This is a genomic window from Patiriisocius sp., assembly GCF_051252435.1.
Taxonomy (GTDB): Bacteria; Bacteroidota; Bacteroidia; order Flavobacteriales; family Flavobacteriaceae; genus Patiriisocius.
The window spans coordinates 145,053-167,966 of the sequence record NZ_JBPOFW010000003.1 but is presented as its reverse complement, the minus strand read 5'-3'; the positions used below and the strand labels follow the sequence as shown (position 1 = coordinate 167,966).

At 37.3% G+C, this 22,914-nt stretch carries 20 protein-coding genes; 7 read left to right on the top strand and 13 right to left on the bottom strand.

The window, feature by feature from the left end; genetic code table 11:
• The first annotated feature begins 478 nt into the window (after positions 1 to 478).
• The 4 genes from ACSHW7_RS08230 to ACSHW7_RS08215 all read left to right on the top strand — a co-directional run bounded on the left by ACSHW7_RS08230 (position 479) and on the right by ACSHW7_RS08215 (position 4,095).
• Positions 479 to 631, top strand: a complete 153-nt coding sequence (locus tag ACSHW7_RS08230; protein ID WP_435678863.1) for a YqaE/Pmp3 family membrane protein — start codon at positions 479 to 481, stop codon at positions 629 to 631.
• A 69-nt stretch (positions 632 to 700) separates the two neighbouring features.
• Positions 701 to 1,282 (top strand): hypothetical protein, encoded by a 582-nt coding sequence (locus ACSHW7_RS08225; RefSeq protein WP_435678862.1) that lies wholly within the window; start codon positions 701 to 703, stop codon positions 1,280 to 1,282.
• Positions 1,283 to 1,430: 148 nt separating this feature from the next.
• Positions 1,431 to 2,579, top strand: a complete 1,149-nt coding sequence (locus ACSHW7_RS08220; protein ID WP_435678861.1) for a vWA domain-containing protein — start codon at positions 1,431 to 1,433, stop codon at positions 2,577 to 2,579.
• 49 nt (positions 2,580 to 2,628) lie between these two features.
• Positions 2,629 to 4,095 (top strand): magnesium chelatase, encoded by a 1,467-nt coding sequence (locus ACSHW7_RS08215; RefSeq protein ID WP_435679130.1) that lies wholly within the window; start codon positions 2,629 to 2,631, stop codon positions 4,093 to 4,095.
• A 126-nt stretch (positions 4,096 to 4,221) separates the two neighbouring features.
• Here ACSHW7_RS08215 and ACSHW7_RS08210 read toward each other — a convergent pair whose 3' ends face one another.
• Positions 4,222 to 4,599 (bottom strand): LysM peptidoglycan-binding domain-containing protein, encoded by a 378-nt coding sequence (locus tag ACSHW7_RS08210; protein WP_435678860.1) that lies wholly within the window; start codon positions 4,597 to 4,599, stop codon positions 4,222 to 4,224.
• Positions 4,600 to 4,806: 207 nt separating this feature from the next.
• Between ACSHW7_RS08210 and ACSHW7_RS08205 the strand changes: the two genes are divergently transcribed.
• Entirely contained in the window at positions 4,807 to 5,436 is a 630-nt protein-coding gene (locus tag ACSHW7_RS08205) for a fasciclin domain-containing protein (RefSeq protein ID WP_435678859.1), read from the top strand.
• A gap of 52 nt (positions 5,437 to 5,488) precedes the next feature.
• Here ACSHW7_RS08205 and ACSHW7_RS08200 read toward each other — a convergent pair whose 3' ends face one another.
• From ACSHW7_RS08200 to ACSHW7_RS08185, 4 genes are all read right to left on the bottom strand, one after another.
• On the bottom strand, positions 5,489 to 5,947 hold the full coding sequence (locus tag ACSHW7_RS08200; protein ID WP_435678858.1) for a DUF3291 domain-containing protein: 459 nt from the start codon (positions 5,945 to 5,947) through the stop codon (positions 5,489 to 5,491).
• 211 nt (positions 5,948 to 6,158) lie between these two features.
• Positions 6,159 to 6,818 carry an ATP-binding cassette domain-containing protein gene (locus tag ACSHW7_RS08195; RefSeq protein WP_435678857.1) on the bottom strand — a complete coding sequence of 220 codons (660 nt, stop codon included), beginning with the start codon at positions 6,816 to 6,818 and terminating at the stop codon, positions 6,159 to 6,161.
• A complete protein-coding gene (locus ACSHW7_RS08190) occupies positions 6,787 to 7,101 on the bottom strand; it encodes a hypothetical protein (RefSeq protein ID WP_435678856.1) in 315 nt (104 codons plus the stop codon). The genes ACSHW7_RS08195 and ACSHW7_RS08190 overlap by 32 nt, the downstream gene beginning before the upstream one ends.
• Positions 7,102 to 7,190: 89 nt before the next feature.
• Positions 7,191 to 10,463: an amidohydrolase family protein gene (locus tag ACSHW7_RS08185; protein WP_435678855.1), complete on the bottom strand. Its 3,273-nt coding sequence runs from the start codon at positions 10,461 to 10,463 to the stop codon at positions 7,191 to 7,193.
• A gap of 121 nt (positions 10,464 to 10,584) precedes the next feature.
• Between ACSHW7_RS08185 and ACSHW7_RS08180 the strand changes: the two genes are divergently transcribed.
• The gene (locus tag ACSHW7_RS08180) at positions 10,585 to 11,388 is read left to right on the top strand and encodes a hypothetical protein (RefSeq protein WP_435678854.1); all 804 of its coding nucleotides are present in this window, start codon (positions 10,585 to 10,587) and stop codon (positions 11,386 to 11,388) included.
• A gap of 70 nt (positions 11,389 to 11,458) precedes the next feature.
• Here ACSHW7_RS08180 and ACSHW7_RS08175 read toward each other — a convergent pair whose 3' ends face one another.
• The 4 genes from ACSHW7_RS08175 to ACSHW7_RS08160 all read right to left on the bottom strand — a co-directional run bounded on the left by ACSHW7_RS08175 (position 11,459) and on the right by ACSHW7_RS08160 (position 16,007).
• Positions 11,459 to 12,031: a YdeI/OmpD-associated family protein gene (locus ACSHW7_RS08175; protein ID WP_435678853.1), complete on the bottom strand. Its 573-nt coding sequence runs from the start codon at positions 12,029 to 12,031 to the stop codon at positions 11,459 to 11,461.
• Positions 12,031 to 13,656 carry a M1 family metallopeptidase gene (locus ACSHW7_RS08170; RefSeq protein WP_435678852.1) on the bottom strand — a complete coding sequence of 542 codons (1,626 nt, stop codon included), beginning with the start codon at positions 13,654 to 13,656 and terminating at the stop codon, positions 12,031 to 12,033. The genes ACSHW7_RS08175 and ACSHW7_RS08170 overlap by 1 nt, the downstream gene beginning before the upstream one ends.
• Positions 13,657 to 13,732: 76 nt before the next feature.
• Positions 13,733 to 15,061, bottom strand: coding sequence for a M28 family peptidase (locus ACSHW7_RS08165; protein WP_435678851.1), 1,329 nt, complete (start codon positions 15,059 to 15,061; stop codon positions 13,733 to 13,735).
• A 22-nt stretch (positions 15,062 to 15,083) separates the two neighbouring features.
• Complete coding sequence (locus ACSHW7_RS08160; RefSeq protein WP_435678850.1) at positions 15,084 to 16,007, bottom strand: hypothetical protein; 924 nt, start codon at positions 16,005 to 16,007, stop codon at positions 15,084 to 15,086.
• 157 nt (positions 16,008 to 16,164) lie between these two features.
• Here ACSHW7_RS08160 and ACSHW7_RS08155 point away from each other — a divergent pair, with 157 nt between their 5' ends.
• Positions 16,165 to 16,632: a hypothetical protein gene (locus ACSHW7_RS08155; protein ID WP_435678849.1), complete on the top strand. Its 468-nt coding sequence runs from the start codon at positions 16,165 to 16,167 to the stop codon at positions 16,630 to 16,632.
• A 104-nt stretch (positions 16,633 to 16,736) separates the two neighbouring features.
• Here the strand turns inward: ACSHW7_RS08155 and ACSHW7_RS08150 are convergent, their stop codons facing one another.
• The 4 genes from ACSHW7_RS08150 to ACSHW7_RS08135 form a co-directional block, all read right to left on the bottom strand.
• A complete protein-coding gene (locus tag ACSHW7_RS08150) occupies positions 16,737 to 18,545 on the bottom strand; it encodes an acyl-CoA dehydrogenase family protein (protein WP_435678848.1) in 1,809 nt (602 codons plus the stop codon).
• Positions 18,546 to 18,697: 152 nt separating this feature from the next.
• Complete coding sequence (locus ACSHW7_RS08145) at positions 18,698 to 19,888, bottom strand: acetyl-CoA C-acyltransferase (RefSeq protein ID WP_435678847.1); 1,191 nt, start codon at positions 19,886 to 19,888, stop codon at positions 18,698 to 18,700.
• Between the two features lie 54 nt (positions 19,889 to 19,942).
• Positions 19,943 to 20,296, bottom strand: coding sequence for a four helix bundle protein (locus ACSHW7_RS08140; protein WP_435678846.1), 354 nt, complete (start codon positions 20,294 to 20,296; stop codon positions 19,943 to 19,945).
• A gap of 122 nt (positions 20,297 to 20,418) precedes the next feature.
• A complete protein-coding gene (locus ACSHW7_RS08135) occupies positions 20,419 to 22,827 on the bottom strand; it encodes a 3-hydroxyacyl-CoA dehydrogenase/enoyl-CoA hydratase family protein (protein ID WP_435678845.1) in 2,409 nt (802 codons plus the stop codon).
• Positions 22,828 to 22,914: the final 87 nt, after the last annotated feature.

The following is a 22,914-nucleotide window of genomic DNA, read 5'->3' as shown; positions in this document are numbered from 1 at the left end:
TTAAAGATAAAAAACTAAATACCCATTCCGTAAGATTTCATTAAAAAACAAAAACAAAGTCTTTATTTTCCATTTTTAATTTTTTCCAATCCATTATCCACCTTGTCGTTTTTGGAGAGGGGGAGTTCAATACTCGTATATTTTTATATTAGTTAATACGTAAATTTTAGATGGCCTTATAATATGCGTTTAAATGAGATGGGTAGATTATATATAGAAGATTTTCCTAATAAAATTATAATTTGGTACAGATAAATCATCAATTTTAACAATCGAAAATCATAAACTATTCCTAAAATAATGGTTGTGTATTTATCTCAATTAGTTTTTAAAATCCTTTAAAAACAGCGTGTTTGGAGTTATATTGTTATTTTGAATTTCGATTTTAGATTCTGTTAATACTCTACTAATTAGTAGAGTGTTAACTTTTAAAGCCATGTCAAAATGTAACTTTGTAAGAAATTAAACAAATCAATTTATGTCAATCTTAACAATTATCTTAAATATTCTACTTCCGCCATTAGCTGTTTTTTTAAAACACGGTTTGGGAAAAAACTTTTTAATCAATTTAATACTAACAATGATTTTTTGGTTACCAGGTGTAATTCATGCATTTATAGTGAATGAATAATAAGCATAAATGAATGATTGATATATCTCAATAAATAAAATAACCAATTAACATTAAAATTTTGAAATTATGAAAACTAAATTATTTTTAACAGGAGCATTAGCAGCAACACTTGCAATTACAAGTTGTGATATTAAGAAAAAAGGAGACTTAGAACTTCCCGAAGTAGATGTCGATGTCACAACTGAAGAAGGAAACATCCCTGAATATGAAGTTGACTGGATGGACGTGGATGTGAGAACTACAACCAAAATGGTAGAAGTGCCAAAGGTAGTTATTGTTATGGAAGAAGAAGAAGTTGAAGTTCCAATTATAGATTTTGATATGCCCGGAGAGGATAAAATGGAACGTACTCTTTTAGTAGAAACCGAAGTTTATGAAAAAGGAGCAGATCTTGAAATCAAACAAATTAGAGCAGATAATAATAGACTCTATGTTATTGCTGAGCTAGAGGAAAATGATGACAAACTTGATGGAAAGAAAATGCGAATTAGCGACCAAGTTGAATTGAACGCTCCAGACTTAGATGTAAAATACATTATAGTTGGAAATCGTCCTAATAGAAAATTTAATAATGCTAATACCTACGTTAAATCTATGAACGATTTAGACGATAGAGTAAAAAACGCAAAAGTTATTTATGAGGATTAATTAATCTCAAATAAACTTTACAATTTAAGGCCAATATTATATTGGCCTTTTTTTAATTACATATTTTAAAAAAGTAGAATAAAATATTCTAACTTTTGTTTAACAGTTGGCAGTAATTTCTTAAACTAATATGTCGTAATTTTAGAACATGAAGAAGAGCCCACCCCGTACAGGTTTTGTTTTTACAAAACACACTCCTAAAGAGCAATCCATTTTTGACCGTCTTTTTGAAGTTTTTCAAGAACTCATTACGCATACCTCTGGCGACTTTGATGAAGCCATTGACTGGCTGCGCCAACTTGATAAGGAGTACGAATTGACTACGGCAGATTATACCATTGATGATTTTATTGAAGAGTTAAAGGAACGCGGTTTTATCCGTGAAGAGTTTAAACCCGACGGTAAAGGAGGCGATGGCAAAGGCGATGGTAAAGGTGGACTTTCGATTACCGAAAAGCTGGAACGTTCTCTTCGGAAACGTGCTTTAGAACAAATTTTCGGAAAAATTAAAAGAAGCGGGCAAGGGAACCACAAAACTAAATATGTGGGGAGCGGTGATGAACAATCAGGGGATTTCAGAAATTATCAATTTGGCGACGGGTTGAATAATATCCGGATGACCGAAAGTATAAAAAATGCTCAAATTAATAACGGCGCAGAAAATTTCCGCTTGACGGAGAACGATTTAGTAGTTGAAGAGTCGATGCACAAATCGCAAATGAGTACGGTGTTGATGATTGATATTAGTCACTCCATGATTTTGTACGGCGAGGATAGAATTACGCCCGCAAAGAAAGTAGCAATGGCGCTCAGCGAATTGATTACCACGCGCTATCCAAAAGATACACTTGATATTCTTGTCTTCGGAAACGATGCTTGGCCCATTAAAATTAAAGATTTACCTTATTTGAACGTTGGTCCCTACCATACAAACACGGTGGCGGGATTAGAACTAGCGATGGATATGTTGCGTCGAAAACGCAATACAAACAAGCAAATTTTTATGATAACCGATGGCAAACCAAGTTGCCTCCGTTTACCCGACGGCCGTTATTATAAAAATAGTAATGGTCTTGATGAGCATATTGTAAACAAATGTTATATGATGGCGGCGCAAGCAAGAAAATTACATATTCCCATAACTACATTTATGATTGCTAGTGACCCATATTTGCAACAATTTGTAGATAATTTTACAGAAGCAAATCAAGGAAAAGCATTTTATACCGGCTTACAAGGACTCGGTGAAATGATTTTTACAGATTATGAGAATAACAGAAAACGAAAGTTGCGATAGTTGCAGGAGTAAAATTTGAATAAAACTAAGAGAAAAAGATACTATGGAAATGAATATAGAAAATATAAAAACATTCGGTGATTTAAAGAAAGCCGGATATGCTCACAAGACAATAAAAGAAGAACTTAGGAGAAACTTACTTCAAAAGATGATGAAGAAAGAAGTGGTCTTTGAAGGGATTCATGGTTATGAATTTACTGTAATTCCAGAATTGGAACGCGCCATTCTTTCTAAACATAACATTAATTTATTAGGGTTGAGGGGACAAGCAAAAACGCGTTTGGCGCGCCAAATGGTTTCATTGTTGGATGAATATGTACCAGTGGTAGCAGGTAGTGAAATCAATGACGACCCATTTGCTCCAATTTCACGCTATTCTCAAAATGAACTGGAAGAGCATGGAGATAAAACGCCCATTTCTTGGTTGCACAGAGACAAACGTTTTGCTGAAAAATTGGCCACACCCGATGTAACGGTTGCCGATTTAATTGGTGACGTTGACCCTATTAAAGCTGCGAATTTGAAATTAACGTACGCAGATGATAGAGTAATTCATTTTGGTATGATTCCACGAGCGAATCGTTGTATTTTTGTAATTAATGAATTACCAGATTTACAGGCACGTATTCAAGTAGCACTGTTCAATATTTTACAAGAGGGGGATATTCAAATTCGAGGTTTTGCGTTGCGATTGCCTTTGGATATCCAATTTGTATTTACAGCAAATCCTGAAGATTATACCAATAGAGGAAGTATTGTAACTCCTTTAAAAGATAGAATCGGTTCTCAAATTTTAACACATTATCCGCACGATTTAAAAATAGCACGCACGATTACCCAACAAGAAACGGCAGAAGCTTCCGAAGAAAAAGGGAATGTTTACGTGCCAGAGTTGGCAAAGGATATCATTGAACAAATAAGTTTTGAAGCTAGAGAGAGTGAATTTATTGATGCCAAGAGTGGCGTAAGTGCTCGTTTGAGTATTAGTGCTTTTCAAAATCTATTAAGTACGGCAGAGCGTAGAGCGTTGCATAATGGAGATGAAAAAACTTCGGTAAGGCTCAGTGACTTTTTAGGAATTATTCCTGCCATTACTGGTAAAGTAGAATTAGTCTACGAGGGAGAACAAGAAGGAGCGAATGTAGTAGCCAATCAACTGATTGCAGATGCTGTTAAAAGCCAATTTCTAGAATATTTCCCAAAGATTGAAAAATTACAAAAAGCTGGAGACATTGACCCATATGCAGAAGTAGTAGCTTGGTTCTTTGAGCAAAGCAGTTTTGAACTTTTGGAAACGTTGGATGATACCGAATACCAATTGCAATTAGACCGAATTGAACCTTTGGATGATTTACTGAAGGAATATGCCCCGGAGATTTCAGAAAAAGACAAACCATTTTTCAAAGAGTTTATTCTTTGGGCATTGGTTGAAATGAAAAAATTGAGCAAATATAATTTAACTGATGGGATGAGGTTTAAAGATGTTTATGGAGGATACATTAGCGGACTTCAATAATGATGATGTTGATTGGTTTTAAAATTAAAAGTTAATCATATTAATATATTTCTTTAAAAGTAAATGCCCATTGATAAGTCAATGGGCATTTACATTTTTAATTAGTTTTGGATTTAAAATCTAATATTACATATTAGGAATAACCAATTCTTGTCCGGGGTGAATCGTATCCGGATTTTTGAGGATGTTTTTGTTAGCTTCAAAAATAGCATTGTATTTCATTGGGTCCTTGTAATAGTGTTTTGCGATTTTGCTTAAAGACTCTCCGCTTTCAACGGTATGTCTTGCATAAACTGTTGTGTCTGCTACATTGATGTCCGCCATGATATCAGAAGGGTTTTCACCACCAGATGCTTTGATTTCATCCCAAAGTCTGTCTTTATCATATTGTGTGTTCGCTACTCCTGAAATATGTAATTTATCTCCGTCAACTTTGACGTCTCCGTTTTGTATTTTAAGTTTTTCACCTAAGTCTAATACGTTTTGATATTTTGCTTTAACCATGATTTATTAATTGGGTTTATTATTTATATTCTAAAGATATAAAATTTTAAAATTTCCGAAGTGAGCTACAACGTTATTTAAAGTCCTATGTCGAAAAGGAGTGGGTAATCAACTAATTTAACGAAAAATTAATTTCTTTTAGTAAAAATTGGCAAATACTCAAAGTACATTTACAACACAATGTTAAACACTAAACAAACAAAGATTATGAAAATTACAAAAATGTTATTATCGTTAGCGGTTGTAGGTATGTTATTTGCCTCTTGCGACGACACAAAAAAGAAAGAAGCTGAAGCAAAAGCTGAAGCAGAAAAAATGGAAATGGAAGCTAAAGCTGCAGCTGAAGAAGCTGAAAACGAAGCTAAAATGGCTAAAATGGAATTTGATAAAAATACTATTGCAGCAGTAGCTATGGGGAATGAAAATTTCTCAACATTAGTTACAGCTTTAAAGCAAGCAGGATTAGCTGAAACTTTTATGAATGAAGGGGAGTATACAGTATTTGCTCCAACAAATGACGCATTTGCAAAAGTGCCAAAAGCAACTTTAGATAACTTATTGAAAGATGAGAATAAAGCTAAATTGCAAAATTTACTTTCTTACCACGTTGTAAAAGGTGAGTTTAAGGCTGCAGATGTTATGAAAGCAATTAAAGATAACAACAACGCATACAATGTTACAACCTTAGCTGGTCAAAATATTACTTTGATGGAAAAAGACGGAAAAGTAATGATTAAAGATGCTAATGGAAAAACTGCAACAGTTGTTATGGCAGATGTTGACGCTTCAAACGGAGTAATACATGCTATCGACACTGTGATTATGCCAAAAGCATAATTAAGTCAAACTAAATAGAATAAAAGACCTCGAAGCAATTCGGGGTCTTTTTTTATGCGTTATTGTTTGGTGAAAAGTCATCTCTAAAGTTAAATGCAAAACCTGTCGCCCCATGTGCTCTATAATGTTCTAGACGTGCTTTTCCTTCAGAAATCGTTGGTTGCTGTCCCACAGGAACAAACCATAAAACCATGTGCATCTTAGGCATTTTTGCAAACCATTCTTTTTTACGAATCATTATATCCTTGTGCATAGATTTATACACAAAGTCAAAAAGTGATTGTTTATCCTCCCAAACTGTCATGTTGACCAACAGACTTTCTTTGCCAAAAATAGCTACCCTGTCTTCCTTTTCATCCTCGCTACTTTCCTCTAAACTCCATACAAACCCGGGACTTTTTGCCGCAAGCGCATTGATGCGGTCTGTGTTGTTTACAAAATCGGCCATAATTGGCGAGTCCATATCTGCGATGGCATCTGCAAGGTTAAGTTGGGCTAGGTGATAATTCATGGTTTATGATTGATAATTGTTTATGGTTTGTGGTTGAAAAAGTTAAATATGGTATAATAATTTTAATAGAATATCAATTGTCTGGTTGAGCGCAGTCGAAACCTACCTTACGAAGAAAAATACTTTCCTAATACTGTGAACTTAAAATAGGATCAACTCTAAAAAAAGTAATCCAATTAACTGCTGGGTTCTGATGATTAAATCTTTCATTTCAACTAATATAATTCAATCTTTTCAAATCTTCAATAGCTTTTACTAGATGCCCTACACCGTCTTTAATGACAATATTTTGTGAACTGATTTCTAGCACATCGTTATAATAATGATCTGTGATAATAATCCCCTTCATTTTTGAAACCGAAGTCAAAAACGTTTTCAATCGTTCTTTGTGCAAAGGTTCCAGCATTGAAAAAGGTTCATCGAGCATCAAAAACGGATGTGGGAGGTAGCTCATCAAAACCACTTCAAAATATTTGCGCTCGCCGTGCGACAAATCGCTCATTTTATTATCGGTCATCGTTGCAATGTTCGGGTCATAAAAAATACGGTCTTGCTCGGCCTCTCCACTATGAAACATTGGGATAATATCTCTCACTTTGGCTTGTTTTGGTAAAAACGGGTCTTGGGGTAGATATCCAATAAGCTGTTTTGGAATGACTTCTGAAATTTTAATTTCTTTATTATTGATGCTCACCTTTAAACTTTCGGCTTTCATATTTCCGAAGAGCACTTTGAGCAATGTAGATTTCCCCGAACCATTGCGACCGAAAAGCCCCAAAATATCTCCCGTCTCCAACCGAAACGAAACATCTTTTAAGACTTGTTTTGTTCCAAAAGATTTAGAAACGTGATGTAAGACTAAAGTCGCCAATGATTAATGAAATTAAGATAAATAGTAGTGAAAAAACGGGTAGCCCAATCAAAAGATTAATTGCAAATGAGGCTCTGTATAATTTCCATTTTGTAATTCCTAGATTATTATAGCTATAAAATTCATTTTTCTTAAAGAATTGAAACGCGTAAAACCCGAACAAAAGTCCCAAAGAAATAAAGAAAAAGAACCCCCAAAAAACCCCAAAAGCAATTACACCCACAAACGAAAACCCCGCTACAAATAGAAAGATGTCTTTGTAAAATTGCCAATAGGGACGCATAGGTGAAAGGTTAAACGTTAAGGTTTTATAGTTCTTAATTGTTGCCACCAATTAGTAGAAATTTAAAAATCTCTATTTTCTACTTTATATCAATGCTGGCACCCTTGATGCGTAAATCCGTTTGAATCCTCGTGCCACTCAAACGATGGGTTATAGCCATTCACTTCCCAATAAAATGGAGGGCGTTTTGACGAGTAGTTTCCTATTTCGTTCATGGTGTTTGCGTCATAAATACGTCCGTTTTGCACTACGTTTTTTATGTATTGTGTGTTTTCGATATCCTCTAACGGATTTCTGTCAAGGACAATTAAATCGGCTAGTTTTCCCACTTCGAGGGAGCCAATGTCATTTCCTGCGCCAATATAGTTTGCTCCATTGATTGTTGCTGCTTTTAACGCTTCGTGGTTGCTCATTCCGCCCGCTGCGAGCATCCACGTTTCCCAATGTGCGCCCAATCCTTGTAATTGTCCATGGGCACCCATATTTACTTTTACACCAGCTTTTGCCAAATCATTTGTAGTTTTTGAAACTAAGATATGTCCATTTTCATATTCCTTTTCTGGAACCATTTGGCGATGTCTTGAACGACTGTCAATAATTGCTCTCGGTGTAAAGGTTAAAAGCTTTTCATTTTCCCAAACATTATCGCGTTGATAATAGTAAAACTCTCCGTTGAGTCCGCCGTAGTTTACTATCAACGTAGGGGTGTAGCCAGAGCCACTGTTGCCCCAAACTTCTAATACATCTTTATAAACAGGAGCTACAGGAATGTTATGCTCGACACCGGTATGTCCATCGATTACCATCGTTAGGTTGTGAAAGAATGTAGAGCCACCTTCGGGTACAACATTTATTCCTTGCTCTCTTGCCGCTTGTAATACTTGCTGGCGTTGCTCGCGGCGAGGTTGATTATAACTCTTTACACTTTTTGCACCAAAGGCTTTTGTGCGGCGAATGCTGCTTCGGGCATCGTCAATATTATTAATGACTGCTTTAAAATCACCATCTGCTCCATATAATATAAATCCTGTTGAAAAGAGACGAGGACCAGTTAATTGTCCTGTCTTTTGCAATTCACTCAGTGTAAACACAGTTTCGGTATTTGCAGATGGGTCGTGTGCAGTGGTAACACCAAAAGCAAGATTTGCCATAAATTGCCAATTATTTTGAGCCGGAAGTCCACTTCTAAAAGCACCAATGTGTGCGTGACTATCTACAAAACCAGGCATAATTGTTTTTCCTGCAGCGGCAAATATTTTTGCATCACTTGGAATGGGTACTTCACCCGATTTTCCAATGGCTTCAATTTTATTTCCGTTGATAATGATAACACCATCTTCAATCACTTCGTCACCGTTCATGGTGATGATACGGCAATTACTAAATGCGATACGACCATTTGGATTATTGACTTGGCCTTGCAACCCTACTTTTATTCCGCTTTCTGGCATAGGTGATGGTTTGGAATTTCCGCCGGGAACAAAACTGAATTTTTCTTGCAAAGTATTACTGAAATATTCGTCACCCAATGTCCACATTACTTTTTTACTATCTGGTGACCAATGAATATTTACCCCAGCATCTTTCGCTATTTGTTGAACGGGAACGGTATCGCTTTTTCCGTCAAGCGTTAATGGCTTGCCCAATTGCGGCATGGGCGCAATATATACCTTGTGTAGATTTGAAAATGCCACCCATTTATTATCCGGGCTGGGAACAATATGATTTGCATATTTTGAAATTACATGCTCTTGTTCGTCGTTTCCGTTGAGGTTGTACGAAACTAATTTCTTTGTCAAATTTCCGAAGTACGTCCCGCCTGTTTGTACAAAAATACGCGAATCGTCTGCATTAAATCGTGGATTTTCACCATTGGCACCTTCTAGTTTTTTGTTGTTTTTTCCTTCGGAAGTCATGGTGTAAATCCCGCTATTTTTAGTGAAAGAATTTCCTTGGTCGCTATTGCCATCTTCTTTAACATAGACAATCATTGTACCATTTGATGAAAAGCGGGGTGTGCGATAAATCCCTTTTTCCGAAGTTAATTTTACGGGTGTTCCACCATTAATATTCATTTTAAAAATGGCACCTTTTTCGATATCGTTCCAAGTAACGAAAATTATTTCGTTTCCGTTTGGGGAGAAGGTAGGTTCGAATGCAAAATCGGTGCCTTGTGTTAATTTTACTGGTGTTCCGTTAGGGAGTTGTTTCTTATAAATTTGTCCGAGGGCATTAAAAACAAGTGTCTTTCCGTCTGGAGAAGTTTGTGCGTCTCTAATTACTTTTGCTGTAAATTCATCGCGCTCGATGGGGGTGGAGGTGTGTACCGTTTCGGCTAAATCAATCTTCACTTTAGCTTCAAAAGGAATGTTTGTTACTGCCAAAGACGTCAAGTTAATTTTATGAATTTTACCTCCGCTCCAAAATACAATTTCATTGTTATTGGGCATCCAATCAAAATTAGGATAAACGCCAAAAATTGCCCAGGCCTCTTGTTGGTCTTTGTTTAAGGTATCTATCAATGGATATTCCTCGCCTGTTTCTAGGTTGTGCACATACAAAACCGTTTTTTCTCGCACACGTTTTACAAATGCGAGCATTTTCCCGTCAGGTGAAACCGTGGGACGCGCTGCCCCACCGGGACCTCCTGTGATTGTTTCTGTCTTTCCCGTTTTAAAATTGTAGCGTTTGATCACGTAGATTTGGCTATTGGGGTCTTTGTTGTATTCAAAATTCCCGCCTGGATACATATCTTCAGAATAATACATATAGTTTCCATCTGCCGAAATATATGGCTCATTGACATCTTGCTGGTCGTTTTTACGTTCGGTCAATTGAAGTCCGCTGCCTCCTGTAATATGATATTGCCACATTTCGCCGGCACCAAGACTTCTTCCTGAGGTAAAGTGTTTACGGGCAACGAGGTAATTTCCGTCGGGCATCCACACGGCGTTGTTCAATAATCTAAAATCTTCTTTTGTTATTTGGTTTGCGTTGCTGCCATCTGCATCCATCACCCAAATGTTATCTCCACCGCCAGCGTCGCTTGTAAAGGAGATTTTACTTCCGTCTGGTGAAAATCTGGGTTGCACTTCAAATGGAATACCACTGCGTAATACTTTAGCTTTTCCTCCTGAAATTGGCATCGAATAAATATCGCCCAGCAAATCAAAAACAATCGTTTGTCCATTAGGGCTGACATCGAGATTCATCCAAGTACCTTCGGTAGTAGTAAAACTGTGTGGTTTGTAATTGAAGGATTTTCCTGGATTTGAAACATCCCATTTTTCTTCTTCTTTATCCTTTTGAGCAAAAAGCGAAATAGAAAGTAAAATAAGTAAGGCAGTTAGTTGCGTGCGCATGTGAGCATATTTTTGTTGAAGAGCTAAAGATACTAAAAGCAGAGGATTGGCTAAACCTTAATTTTTCACTAATTGTGGTATTGTTTCTTTTTTCATTTGCATTTTTGTAAAAAATAGAACAATGAAACATATTATAGTTATTTTCAGTTTTGCAATGCTGTTGTTTTCTTGTAAAGACAATAAAATTTCCGAAGAGAATACAAATAATTCCATTGAAGTCGAAACGCCAAAGCGAAATGTTGACAGCCTTGTGGGTCTTATTGAAAAAGCACAAAATAGAGATGCTTTTATGTTGAGAGAAGCCGTTTCATTCAACGTTGCTATAACTTTTGGCGATACCGAAATTTTAAAAGGGAAAATGACGTTGCTCACAAATAGTGGTCGTGGTCGGATAGATTTAGAGGACGGAAATACCATTATCACAAACGAAAATGGAGTTTTCGCAGCACCGGGTTTAGCCGAAAATGAACGCGTGCGATTCAATGCGTACACGTGGTCTTATTTCTTTGCAATGCCTTATAAATTTGCAGACAAGGGAACTCGCTGGGGCGAAATTGAAAAGAGAAACTACAATAAAAAAGAGTACAACACAAGAAAGTTAACATTTACTGATGGCACTGGTGACGCGCCCGATGACTGGTATGTAGTATATACAGACACTCAAACAAATAGGTTGGAAGCGGCGGCCTATATTGTCACGCTGGGTAAAACAAAGGCAGAAGCAGAGGCTGATCCGCATGCCATTACATATGAAAATTATGAAACTGTTTTGGGAGTGCCTATCGCAACAAAATGGAGATTTTGGGAATGGACTTCGGAAAAGGGGTTTGGAAAACAAATAGGGAATGCTGAAATCACAGACGTTAAGTTCGTAAAGGTTTCAGACAATTTGTTTGAAGCTTCTGAAACGTTTTTGGAGAAGTAAAATTTCCGAAGGTATAAAAAGGTTTTAAAATCGATTTTTTCTTTTGTCAATTCTAAATCATATAAATAATTTAGTTTCTAGACTTTATCTTATTCTTACATAACTTGATAATTTCAGCGATGCGCTTTAGTTGAGTTTCTTCTCTTTTTGCGGTTGCGAGCCAACGTAAATGGCTTTTTTGATAGCCGGGTGTTAGTGATTGGTAGAAATCAAAAGCTTCTTTATTTTCTTTAAATGCCTTTTGGAGTAGGGGAGGAATGATTCCTTTTTCGGGACCGTCCATCGCCGTCCAATTTCCAGATTTCTTTGCTATATTTATTGATTTCCAGCCAGATTCTTGTATGAGTCCAGCACTTTCTAATTCCTTTATGTATGTTTTATTGAGTGCGCTCCAGGTGCTTTTAGGATTCCGAGGGCAAAAATATTGTTGTCGTTTTCCATCGCCTAAACTTTTAACCGTACTATCAATCCAACCAAAACACAATGCAACTTTTACGGCTTCTTCCCAAAGCATAGAAGGTACTTCTTTCTCAATTTTATGAAAAATAAGATAAACTCCCTGCGGAAATTTATCGTGATTTTTTAATAACCAATCATACCATTCAACATCACGCGGAAAATATAAAGAAGGTCTTTCTTTCACTATTGAACGATTTTCGAGTTTACATAAAAGTCTTCCTTCACGCTGGCCTCGCGAATGTCACCAATGTTCTCAAAAGTTTGCCACTCTGCATTGGGTTGAATCCAATGTTCTTTTCCATTGATGTTCATGATAACAGGCATGTCAAATCCTTCAATGATATCGACATAGCGATAGCTCAATTGGTTTGAAGAATACTTATATTCTAGTTTTGGAATTTGAGTGGTCCTTAAATATTGATTCCAGAATTCAGTTAAATCAATTCCTGCTTTTTCACTTATATACTCTTCAACTTGATTTGTAGTTACCGTTTGGTGATAGAAATCTTTATTCAAACCAGTCAAGATTGACCGCCATTTTTTATCGTCTTCAACGAGTTGGCGTATTGTATGTAATATGTTTGCACCTTTGTAGTACATGTCGCTACTACCTTCATTGTCCATATTGTAGGTGCCAATTATAGGTCGGTCATTTTGGATTCTACTACGAGTACCAATTACATATTCACTCGCTGCTTCATCACTAAAATTATAGCTCAAATATAAATTCTCTGAGTATGCTGTAAATCCCTCGTGTATCCACATATCTGCCACATCTTTATTTGTAATATTGTTTGCAAACCACTCGTGTCCAGATTCGTGAATAATGATAAAGTCGAAACGAAGTCCCCATCCCGAACCTGATAAATCATTGCCTAGATATCCATTTTGATAGTTATTTCCGTAGGTAACACTACTTTGATGCTCCATACCTAAATAAGGAACTTCAACCAATTTGTAACTATCTTCATAAAAAGGATAGGGTCCAAACCAGTATTCAAACGCCTGCAACATCATCGGCACTTGGGTAAATTGCGCTTTTGCTTTTTCAAGATTTTCTTTCAAAACATAGTAATCCACATCCAAAATACCTTTTAAACCTTCATGCTCATAGCCAAAATTTGCATAATCACCAATATTGATGTTCACACCATAGCTATTGATGGGTTGTGTTACTTGCCAATGCCATGTTTTGGTTTTTCCATTATCGGTTTCTTCAATCAAGCGGCCATTACCAACGGCTACCAAATCGCTCGGTACAGTGTAAAACATGTCAACACCCTTATCTGGCTCGTCTGCAGGGTGGTCTTTTACGGGCCACCAAACGCTCGCACCTATTCCTTGGTTTGCTGTGGCAATAAAAGGGTTTCCATTGCTATCTTGTTTCCAACTAAATCCACCATCCCAAGGAGCCCTAACTGCTTCTTTTGGCGCTCCCGAAAATTCAATAACTAGCGTATTTGTTTCACCTATTTTTTGCTTCTCTTTTAGTTTGATGAAATGAGCATTCCCATTACTTTTGAATTTTAATTTCTTCCCATTTTGAGTCACTTTGTCAATTTGCATGGGTGATTGTAAATCAATCTGCATGACTTTTTCGGCTTCTGAAACGAGGTAGGTTATTGTATTTGTTCCTTTTATTTCTTGTTTCTTCGGAAATACTTCTACTTCAAGTTTGTAGTGCTGCAAATCCCACCAAGCGCGCTCTGGAGTGATTGAACCTTTTAATTCGTCGGCTTTAGTAAACTCTTGAGCACACGAAATTGAAATGCTAAAAAGGAGGAGTGAGGTTACTATAATTCTAATCATATTTTTATCGAGGTTGTAAAAAGTGACTGCAATTTAAAAATTTTGTCTTCAATGTAAGTTTTGATTTGGCAGTTCTTTATCTAAACACCGCATTAGGAAAAACAACCACACTTTCATGACCATCTTTACCTACTGCTGCAATTCCGAAGAAATAATTATCAATCAAGATACCCTCTAGTGTAAATTCGGTTACATCGCCCACATACCTACTATTATCCCAAGTGGGCGAAGTAGTGTCTCTCCAATAAATTTTATATCCTACGGCGCCTTCCACTTTGTTCCATTTAAACTTTGCAGATGGTTCTACAATTCCGCCAATAGCCACCTCTGAAGGTGATGCTGGTGCCCAAGCCAAGCTGGCCATCGTAATCGCATTTACTGCTGTCAATTTTTTGGCATAGCCGAAATTTACAAACTTCAACATATCGCCATATTCAATACCATTCTCAAAACGAATGTCTTGATGTTGCTGTGTGTAATTTTCATGCGCTTCCATGATTCTAATTCCTGCAAAACCCAAATCATTAAATGGACGATGATGCCCTCCTCTTCCAAATCTATCCAAACGATAAATCATCATCGGGTTCATTTCTGGCATATATGTTTTTGTGGTTTTATGCACGTAGCGCGCTAATTGGCGGGAGATACCATCTACTTCGCCACCATAAAAACGTCTCATTCTTCTTTCGCGATCCGTTTCAGTGGGTGGAACGGGTTCGCTAAATATTCTAAAATCTACATTGCTGGTCACTCCATCTACACCCTTAATATTTCCGATCATATCGTTATTGAGAACTCCAATGATATCCCAATCTTTTTCTTTGACATAGGCCGCAAACCCAGCGCCACCAAATAATCCCTGCTCTTCACCACTTAAACCTAAATACACAATATTTGCATCAAATTTATAGGCAGATAACACCCTTGCAGCTTCAATTGCACCTGCCATTCCGCTAGCATTGTCGTTCGCTCCGGGCGCATCTTTTGTAAAATCGCTGCCGTCACTGTTTCGGGAATCAATATCGCCGCTCATAATAATATAGCGATTGGAACCGGATGTGCTTTTTTGAATTGCCACCACATTCACTACCCAAGTATCGGTTAGAACGCGGTCATTGCCCTCTGCTTTTACCAAGTCTTTTTGATAGAACACGTCCAAACAATTTGAACATTTTTTTGAAATAGCATCAAACTCTGATTTGATCCATCGCCTTGCCGCGCCAATGCCACGGGTGTCGCTAATAGTATCGCTAAAGGTGTTTCGTGTCCCGAAACCTGCGAGTTTGGTGATGTCTGCCTCAATTCTTTCAGCAGAAACATTGTCTATTATTTCATAGATTCTAGCATCGGTTTGTGCGTATGTGGCGGTGATAAAAAGGAATATTGCGATTTTTAAATATTTCATTCTAAATTATTTTGCGGTTTTTTTATTGATTTATTTCAGCAACTAATGCTAATTTTTTTCCATCGGGGCTTACGGTGATTCGGGTAATTTCTGAAATATTAAAATTTGATAAATCTGCTACTTCTTTCCATTCCTGTGGTTTCTCAAAGAGATCATACACATGTAATTTTGATCCACTTCCCAACAGTAGTTTTGTATCGCTTAACCAGCAATGGTCTTGAATGCCTATGGGTAGTTGACATACAAAATAACTCTCGCCATCCTCGTCTATATTCAATACATAAATTTCGTGGTTTTTATCTTCATTAACCAGCGTATAACTCACCGAATTACTATTGGGAACGTTGTGGATGGACCGACCCGAATTCTCAATATAAGGTGTCACTTCCTTGGTTTCAAGATTTGCGATTACCAAATTTAATTGATTGCCACCAAGGACAGATGCGACAATTTTTTTCTCATCATGAAACGCAAAATAAGCGACTTCAGTTTCGGGTAACAGTAGGGTAGAGGCACCATACATAGGAAAGTTATATTCATACGCATATAATCTTTGAAGTCCCGTGGTGTCTAGCCGTACCGCTGCGATTGAGTTTTTATTTGGGATTTTTTGTGGAGAATATTCCCCGCCAGAAGTAGGAAGGTTTATGCGTTTTTTGGTGCGTAAGTCAAGAGAGAATTGATAGATGTCGGTCTGTCCATTTTTGGTTCCCGCATACAGTAATTTATCATTATCGAAAAAAGAAGGTTGACTATCGTACCCTGGGTTGTTTGATATATTTCTGAAATTTGAAACTTCCAAAGAATCGGCTGTTGTTGAAATGTTCATGAAGAAAATTTCCGTATCATTTTGCGCATTTCCGAAGAAAGGAAAAAGAATTAACATGGTTAGAAGTAGGATGTGGGAAGCGTGGAGTTTGTAGTTTTTCAAAATAGATAAAATCATAACTGGGTTTGAAAACGAAAGGTACTAAGATTGTACCAATTTTTTTGAGTAGTTTTATCGAGATTAGAAATTTGTCCCGTTGAGAGCAGTCGAAACCTACTTTGAGTCAATAAATATTAAAAGTAGCAAGGATATATTTAGTAGAAAAAATTAAAAGATGTTCAAAAAAATAGCAAAAGGATTATCAAATTTAGGAAGTAATAAAGCAGATGCACCCTTTGATGAGCGTACTATGCAGGTTGTTGATGGACAAAAAATAGGGGAGTCCAAGGATGGACATTTGTATATGGGTTTTAATGAAATAAGTGGCTACTTGTTTTTAGAAACGTTATTGGCGTCCTCCATCAGTGTGAAAACATACGATGGTGCTACTTTAGATTTTAAAAGTGCGAATGGAAATTTTAGTTTAATTTCAGACACGAAAGAATTAGCTTCTGAATTTTCAAAACAGGTAAATCGTCACATGACCGAATGTACGTTTGACATCACAGAAGAACAGATTAAACGCATTCAAAAAAGAGATTTTGAAACAGTAACCTACCGCTTTAAAAAGAAAGCGATTTTGATGGAGATGGTAAAAAGCAAAGTAAGCCCAAAAGCTGAAATTTCAGTAGAGGAGGATTAAAATTTAATTTACAATAAATATTATTTAATTATAAAAACCTCCCAAATCATAAAGACTTGAGAGGTTTTCTACTTATCAACTTACTTACTTAATCTTTCAAAATTTTAGAAAGCGTATTTACCTTCTGCTTTTACTTTTTCAGCAATTTCATTTCTTAGGTCAACGATATCAGGGTAGTTTGCATATTTCGTAAAACGCTTTAATCCCATTAACATCATTCTTTGTTCGTCACCTTCAGCAAAAGAAATAATACTCTCTTTTCCTTTTTCTTCAACGATATCAACTGCGTGGTATAAATACAATTTTGCCATCGCTATTTGAACTGACTGTGCTTCTTCGCCAAAACGTTTTGCGTTTTTCTCCGTACGAAGAATTGCAGATTCAGCCATATAAATTTCAATTAATATATCTGCTGCAGCAATCAATAATTGTTGGTGCTTTTCTAAATCTTGACCATATTTTTGAACGGCAGCTCCTGCAACCATTAAAAATGTCTTTTTCAATTTAGCAATCATTTCTTTTTCTTCTGAAAAGAGCTCAGAATAATCTGGCGTATCAAACGACGGAATTCCCATTAATTCATTGGCTACTGCCGTTGCAGGACCTAATAAATCAACGTGACCTTTCATTGCTTTTTTAACGAGCATCCCTACGGCTAGCATACGGTTGATTTCGTTCGTTCCTTCGTAAATACGAGCGATACGTGCATCTCTCCAAGCTGCTTCCATTGGGGTATCTTCAGAGAATCCCATTCCTCCAAAAATTTGGATTCCTTCATCGGCACAGTTTTGAATATCTTCAGAAACTGCTACTTTTAAAATAGAACACTCAATGGCATATTCTTCAACGCCTTTTAGCTCTGCTTCTTGATGACTATTTCCTGCTGCTTGGCGCAAAGCGATTCTATCTTCAATATTTTTTGCTGCACGGTATGTTGCAGATTCCCCAGCATAGGCAGAGGTTGCCATTTCGGCTAATTTCACCTTAATAGCTCCAAAGTCTGAAATAGGCGTTTTAAACTGTTTTCTTTCGTTTGCATATTGAACAGCGGTTGTCAACACACGACGTTGTGAATCTAAACAAGCCGCAGCTAATTTGATACGACCCACGTTTAAGGCATTCATTGCAATTTTAAATCCTTCGCCACGTCCAGCCAACATATTTTCAACGGGAACAACGGTATCGTTAAAAAATACTTGACGGGTAGAGGAAGCACGAATACCTAATTTGTGTTCTTCTTCACCCATTGAAATTCCATTGTTTTTGTCATTTTCAACGATGAAACCTGTAATATTTTTGTCATCTTCAATACGGGCAAAAACAATCATCAAATTACAGAAGCCTGCATTTGAAATCCACATTTTTTGTCCGTTGATTTTGTATGATTTTCCATCTTCGGAAATTTGTGCTGTTGTCTTTCCTGAATTTGCATCAGAACCAGCGCCCGGTTCAGTTAAGCAATATGCACCAAACCATTCTCCAGAGGCTAATTTAGGTACGTACTTTTGTTTTTGCTCCTCATTTCCGTAGAGCGTAATTGGCATTGTTCCAATTCCTGTGTGCGCTCCAAAAGCGGTACTGAAAGACCCGGTACCACTAGAAATGTAGTCACAAGTAAGAACAGTAGAAACAAACCCCATGTCAAGTCCGCCATACGATTCTGGCACTGCAACACTTAAAAACCCAAGTTCACCAGCTTTGCGCATTACCTCTTCGGTCAATGCATAATCCTTTGCTTCAAAACGAGCTCTTTTTGCAATGATTTCGCGGTCGTTGAATTCGATAACCGCTTCCTTCATCATTTTTTGTTCTTCGGTAAAATCTTCAGGAGTGAAGATGTCTTCACAAGCTGTTTCTTTTACTAAAAATTGCCCTCCTCTGAGGATGTCTTTTTGTTCTGTATCTGTTGCCATGTTTTATTATTTAATTTTATTATTGATTTAGGACTGAAAAGCTAAAGCTTTTTTGATGTAAGACATATGACTAAAAAAAGCTATTCATTCTTGATTCCTATGTCAAAATTGCTCAGCAATTTTTATCCTAAGTCCCTTTTAATCCCATTTTACTATTTCAAAAACTCGAATATCCCCGCTGCACCTTGTCCTGTACCTACACACATAGTTACGAGACCGTGCTTTCCTTGCATATTTTGTTTGCGCATTTCGTCAAATAGTTGGACGCTCAATTTTGCCCCAGTACACCCTAATGGATGTCCAAGTGCGATGGCACCACCATTTACGTTTACGATATCATTGTTAAGGTTCAATTCTCTAATTACCGCTACAGATTGAGAAGCAAAGGCTTCATTTAACTCTATGAGCTTAATATCTTTTAATGATAGTCCTCCTTGTTTTAATGCTTTTGGCACTGCCTTTACTGGTCCAATTCCCATAATTCTAGGTTCAACCCCAGCTGCAGCATAACTCACCATTCTTGCGATAGGTTCAAGATTTAATTCTTTTACCATGTCTTCGCTCATCACCATTACAAAAGCAGCTCCATCACTTGTTTGTGAAGAATTACCCGCAGTAACGCTTCCGTTGGCGGCAAATACAGGACGTAATTTTGAAAGGGCTTCAATAGAAGTTCCTCTTCTTGGTCCTTCATCTTTAGTTACAGTGTATTTTTTTGTAGCTTTCTTTCCATCGTCGCCAATGTATGTTTCGTCAACATCAATGGGAACGATTTGATCCTGAAATCTATCTGAATCCAAAGCTGCTAACGCTTTCATATGCGAATGATACGCAAACTCATCTTGATCCTCACGAGATACATTAAACTGTTTTGCAACTGCCTCTGCCGTATTTCCCATTCCCCAGTAATAATCTTCGTGGCCCGATTTTACAAGGTCATAATTAAGTTCTGGTTTAAATCCTGTCATGGGAACGCTACTCATACTTTCGGCTCCACCAGCGAGTATGCAATCTGCCATTCCGCTTTGTATTTTCGCTACTGCCATCCCAATCGTTTCTAGTCCCGAAGAACAAAATCTATTCACTGTAACTCCCGGCACATCTACAATGTCCAATCCCATTAAAGAAATAAGACGCGCCATATTTAATCCCTGTGAGCCTTCAGGCATCGCATTACCAACGACAACGTCGTCGATTCGCTTTGGGTCTAAATCTGGTAATTGTTTCATCATGTATTGTATCGTTTCCGCAGCCAATTCATCGGCTCTTTTAAAACGAAACACTCCTTTACCCGCTTTTCCTACCGCGGTTCTGTATGCTTTAACTATATATGCTGTTTTCATATTATTTAGATATTAGACGTAAGATTTGAGACATTAGATATTCTATCTTACACTTTACTTCGTAAATTTTTTAATTAATGAGTAATTCATTTTTTGTACTTCAATCAAGTCTTTAACTAAAGGCTCAGCTAAACTTTCTTCAACTAATCCTAATTTATTAGATAAGATTAATTGTGTAAGTAATTCGTTTGACGAGCCACTTGCTATTCCTAAAAAATTTTTAAACTCTCCATCTGTATTTCTTCCTGCTCCTTCTGAAATATTAGAAGGAATTGAAACTGCACTTCTTCTTATTTGACTCGTTAAGCCATATCTTTCTTCCTTCGGAAACAATGCAGATAATTCATATGTTTTTACCGTTATATCCATTGCTTTTTGCCAAACGATTAATTCTTGAAAATTGTGCATTTTTAATAGATATTTAGTATTAGAGTTTAGACAAGAGTTTTTTATTTGGTATTGAGAATTTTTGAGTCTCCTGTCTAACATTTAAAATCTCACTTCTCAAAAAGGGTAATAGCAGAGCAACATTAGTTGCGAAGCGGCTTCCCTTTTTGAATCATGTGCTGCAAACGCTCCAACGTTTTACGTTCTCCCGTCAAACTCAAGAAAGCTTCTCTTTCTAAATCTAAAAGGTACTGCTCGCTAACGAGTGTTGGTTCACTTAAATCTCCACCCGCCATAACGTAGGCAAGTTTGTTGGCGATTTTTTGGTCGTGCTCACTTATATAATTACTGTCTTGCATAGAGTCTGTTCCTACTAAGAACATTCCTAAAGCTTGCTTTCCTAATACTTTTACATCATTTCTAGGTGCTGGTTTTGTGTATCCCATATCTGCCATTTGTTTTGCAACGGCTTTTGCAGTTGCGATTTGGCGAGCCGTATTTACCACCACAATATCTTTTCCAGGTTTTAAAATATCTAAGTCATACGCTTCATGCGCAGAGGTAGATACTTTTGCCATCCCGATGGTTAAAAAATGTTCCTGCAAAATGTTCAATTCTACATCTCCTTTTTGAAACAAATCACTAGCACGTAGAGCCATTTCTTTTGATCCTCCACCGCCAGGAATTACCCCAACACCAAATTCAACCAAACCTATATAACTTTCAGCAGCTGCAACTACTCTGTCTGCGTGCAACGTTAATTCACATCCACCACCTAATGTCATGCCGTGAGGCGCCATTACTGTTGGGATGGAAGAGTAACGCAAACGCATTACCGTATCTTGGAAATATTTAATCGCTGCATTTAATTCGTCATATTCTTGTTCTGCGGCCATCATAAAAATCATCCCGATGTTCGCTCCAACAGAGAAATTCGTTCCTTGATTTCCTATTACTAAACCATCGTAGCTCTTTTCGGCTAGGTCGATGGCTTTATTGATACCCGTGAGTACATCGCCACCAATAGAATTCATTTTACTACGGAATTCGCAGTTCAATATTCCATCGCCTAAATCTTCAACAACAACACCGCTGTTTTTGAAAACTTCACTCGATTTACGAATGTTATCCAAAATAATAAAGGCATCCTGTCCTGGAACTTTTACATGTTTTTTCTGCGGAATGTCATAATAATAGGTCGCTCCGTCTTTTACCGTGTAGAACGAATCTACACCCGCAGCTTTCATTTCAGAAACCCATTTGTCTGCTGTTTTTCCTGCTGCTTCTATTAATTCTAATCCTTTATCAAATCCTACGGCGTCCCAAATTTCAAACGGACCGTGTTGCCAGCCAAAACCAGCTTTCATCGCATCATCTATTTTGTAAAGCTCGTCTGTGATTTCAGGAATGCGTTTTGTTACGTAGGCGAACATAGAACCAAAACTCTTTCGGTAGAACTCGCCTGCTTTGTCTTTTCCTTTTATTAAAATAGGGAAACGGTCTGCAACGTTGTCAACAGATTTAGTCAACTCCAGCGTAGCAAATTTTGCTTTTTTGCCGGGTCTATATTCCATGGTATCTAGGTCAAGGCCTAAAATTTCGGTGTTACCATCTTTGTCTTTCGATTTTTTGTAGAAACCTTGTCCGCTTTTGCTTCCTAGCCATTCTTTGTCCATCAAATGATTTACATAATCTGGCAATTTGAACAATTCGTGCTCTTCGTCATCAGGCACATTTTCATAGATTCCGTTGGCTACGTGCACTAAAGTGTCAAGACCAACAACGTCCACCGTTCTAAAAGTAGCACTCTTTGGGCGTCCAATAACGGGTCCCGTCAATTTATCAACTTCCTCTACCGTCAATCCCATATCTTTTACCAAATGGAACATGGATTGAATTCCAAAAATCCCGATTCGGTTTCCAATAAACGCTGGAGTGTCTTTCGCAATTACGGTGGTTTTACCCAAGTATTGCTCTCCGTAGCTGTTAAAAAATTCTAAAACTTCAGGCGACGTTTTTGGGCCTGGGATGATTTCGAATAATTTTAAGTAACGTGGCGGATTAAAAAAGTGCGTTCCGCAGAAATGCTTTTGGAAATCTTCACTGCGACCTTCACTCATAAAGTGAATGGGAATCCCCGAAGTGTTTGAGGTAATCAACGTGCCGGGCGTTCTGTGCTTTTCTAGCTTTTCGAATACTGTTTTTTTGATGTCGAGACGTTCCACCACAACTTCGATAATCCAATCTACTTCGCTTACTTTTGCGATATCATCTTCCATATTTCCGGTAGTGATTCGCTTTGCAAAACTGCTGTGGTAGAGTGGTGCGGGTTTCGATTTTATAGATGCGGCCAAGGCATCATTGACAAGGCGATTGCGCACCTCTTTGTCTTCTAGTGTTAATCCTTTTGCCTTTTCTTTGTCGTTCAATTCTCTTGGTACGATGTCCAGTAAAAGGACTTCAAGACCAATGTTTGCAAAATGGCAAGCAATCCCGCTCCCCATAATCCCCGAACCGATGACGGCTACTTTATTGATTCTTCTTTTTGACATAGTGTTAATTTATATTTTTAAAATTCAGAAATCTGAATTATGAAATGTATGTTCTATTCATGTTCTCTTCGGAAATTTTAATTCCCT

Coding starts and splice junctions, on each gene's coding strand:
- ACSHW7_RS08230 (WP_435678863.1), top strand. CDS start 479: ATGTCAATCTTAACAATTATCTTAAATATTCTACTTCCGCCATTAGCT.
- ACSHW7_RS08155 (WP_435678849.1), top strand. CDS start 16,165: ATGTTCAAAAAAATAGCAAAAGGATTATCAAATTTAGGAAGTAATAAA.
- ACSHW7_RS08190 (WP_435678856.1), bottom strand. CDS start 7,101: ATGCGTCCCTATTGGCAATTTTACAAAGACATCTTTCTATTTGTAGCG.
- ACSHW7_RS08220 (WP_435678861.1), top strand. CDS start 1,431: ATGAAGAAGAGCCCACCCCGTACAGGTTTTGTTTTTACAAAACACACT.
- ACSHW7_RS08170 (WP_435678852.1), bottom strand. CDS start 13,656: ATGATTAGAATTATAGTAACCTCACTCCTCCTTTTTAGCATTTCAATT.
- ACSHW7_RS08140 (WP_435678846.1), bottom strand. CDS start 20,296: ATGCACAATTTTCAAGAATTAATCGTTTGGCAAAAAGCAATGGATATA.
- ACSHW7_RS08150 (WP_435678848.1), bottom strand. CDS start 18,545: ATGGCAACAGATACAGAACAAAAAGACATCCTCAGAGGAGGGCAATTT.
- ACSHW7_RS08185 (WP_435678855.1), bottom strand. CDS start 10,463: ATGCGCACGCAACTAACTGCCTTACTTATTTTACTTTCTATTTCGCTT.
- ACSHW7_RS08180 (WP_435678854.1), top strand. CDS start 10,585: ATGAAACATATTATAGTTATTTTCAGTTTTGCAATGCTGTTGTTTTCT.
- ACSHW7_RS08135 (WP_435678845.1), bottom strand. CDS start 22,827: ATGTCAAAAAGAAGAATCAATAAAGTAGCCGTCATCGGTTCGGGGATT.
- ACSHW7_RS08210 (WP_435678860.1), bottom strand. CDS start 4,599: ATGGTTAAAGCAAAATATCAAAACGTATTAGACTTAGGTGAAAAACTT.
- ACSHW7_RS08215 (WP_435679130.1), top strand. CDS start 2,629: ATGAATATAGAAAATATAAAAACATTCGGTGATTTAAAGAAAGCCGGA.
- ACSHW7_RS08205 (WP_435678859.1), top strand. CDS start 4,807: ATGAAAATTACAAAAATGTTATTATCGTTAGCGGTTGTAGGTATGTTA.
- ACSHW7_RS08145 (WP_435678847.1), bottom strand. CDS start 19,888: ATGAAAACAGCATATATAGTTAAAGCATACAGAACCGCGGTAGGAAAA.
- ACSHW7_RS08165 (WP_435678851.1), bottom strand. CDS start 15,061: ATGAAATATTTAAAAATCGCAATATTCCTTTTTATCACCGCCACATAC.
- ACSHW7_RS08200 (WP_435678858.1), bottom strand. CDS start 5,947: ATGAATTATCACCTAGCCCAACTTAACCTTGCAGATGCCATCGCAGAT.
- ACSHW7_RS08160 (WP_435678850.1), bottom strand. CDS start 16,007: ATGATTTTATCTATTTTGAAAAACTACAAACTCCACGCTTCCCACATC.
- ACSHW7_RS08225 (WP_435678862.1), top strand. CDS start 701: ATGAAAACTAAATTATTTTTAACAGGAGCATTAGCAGCAACACTTGCA.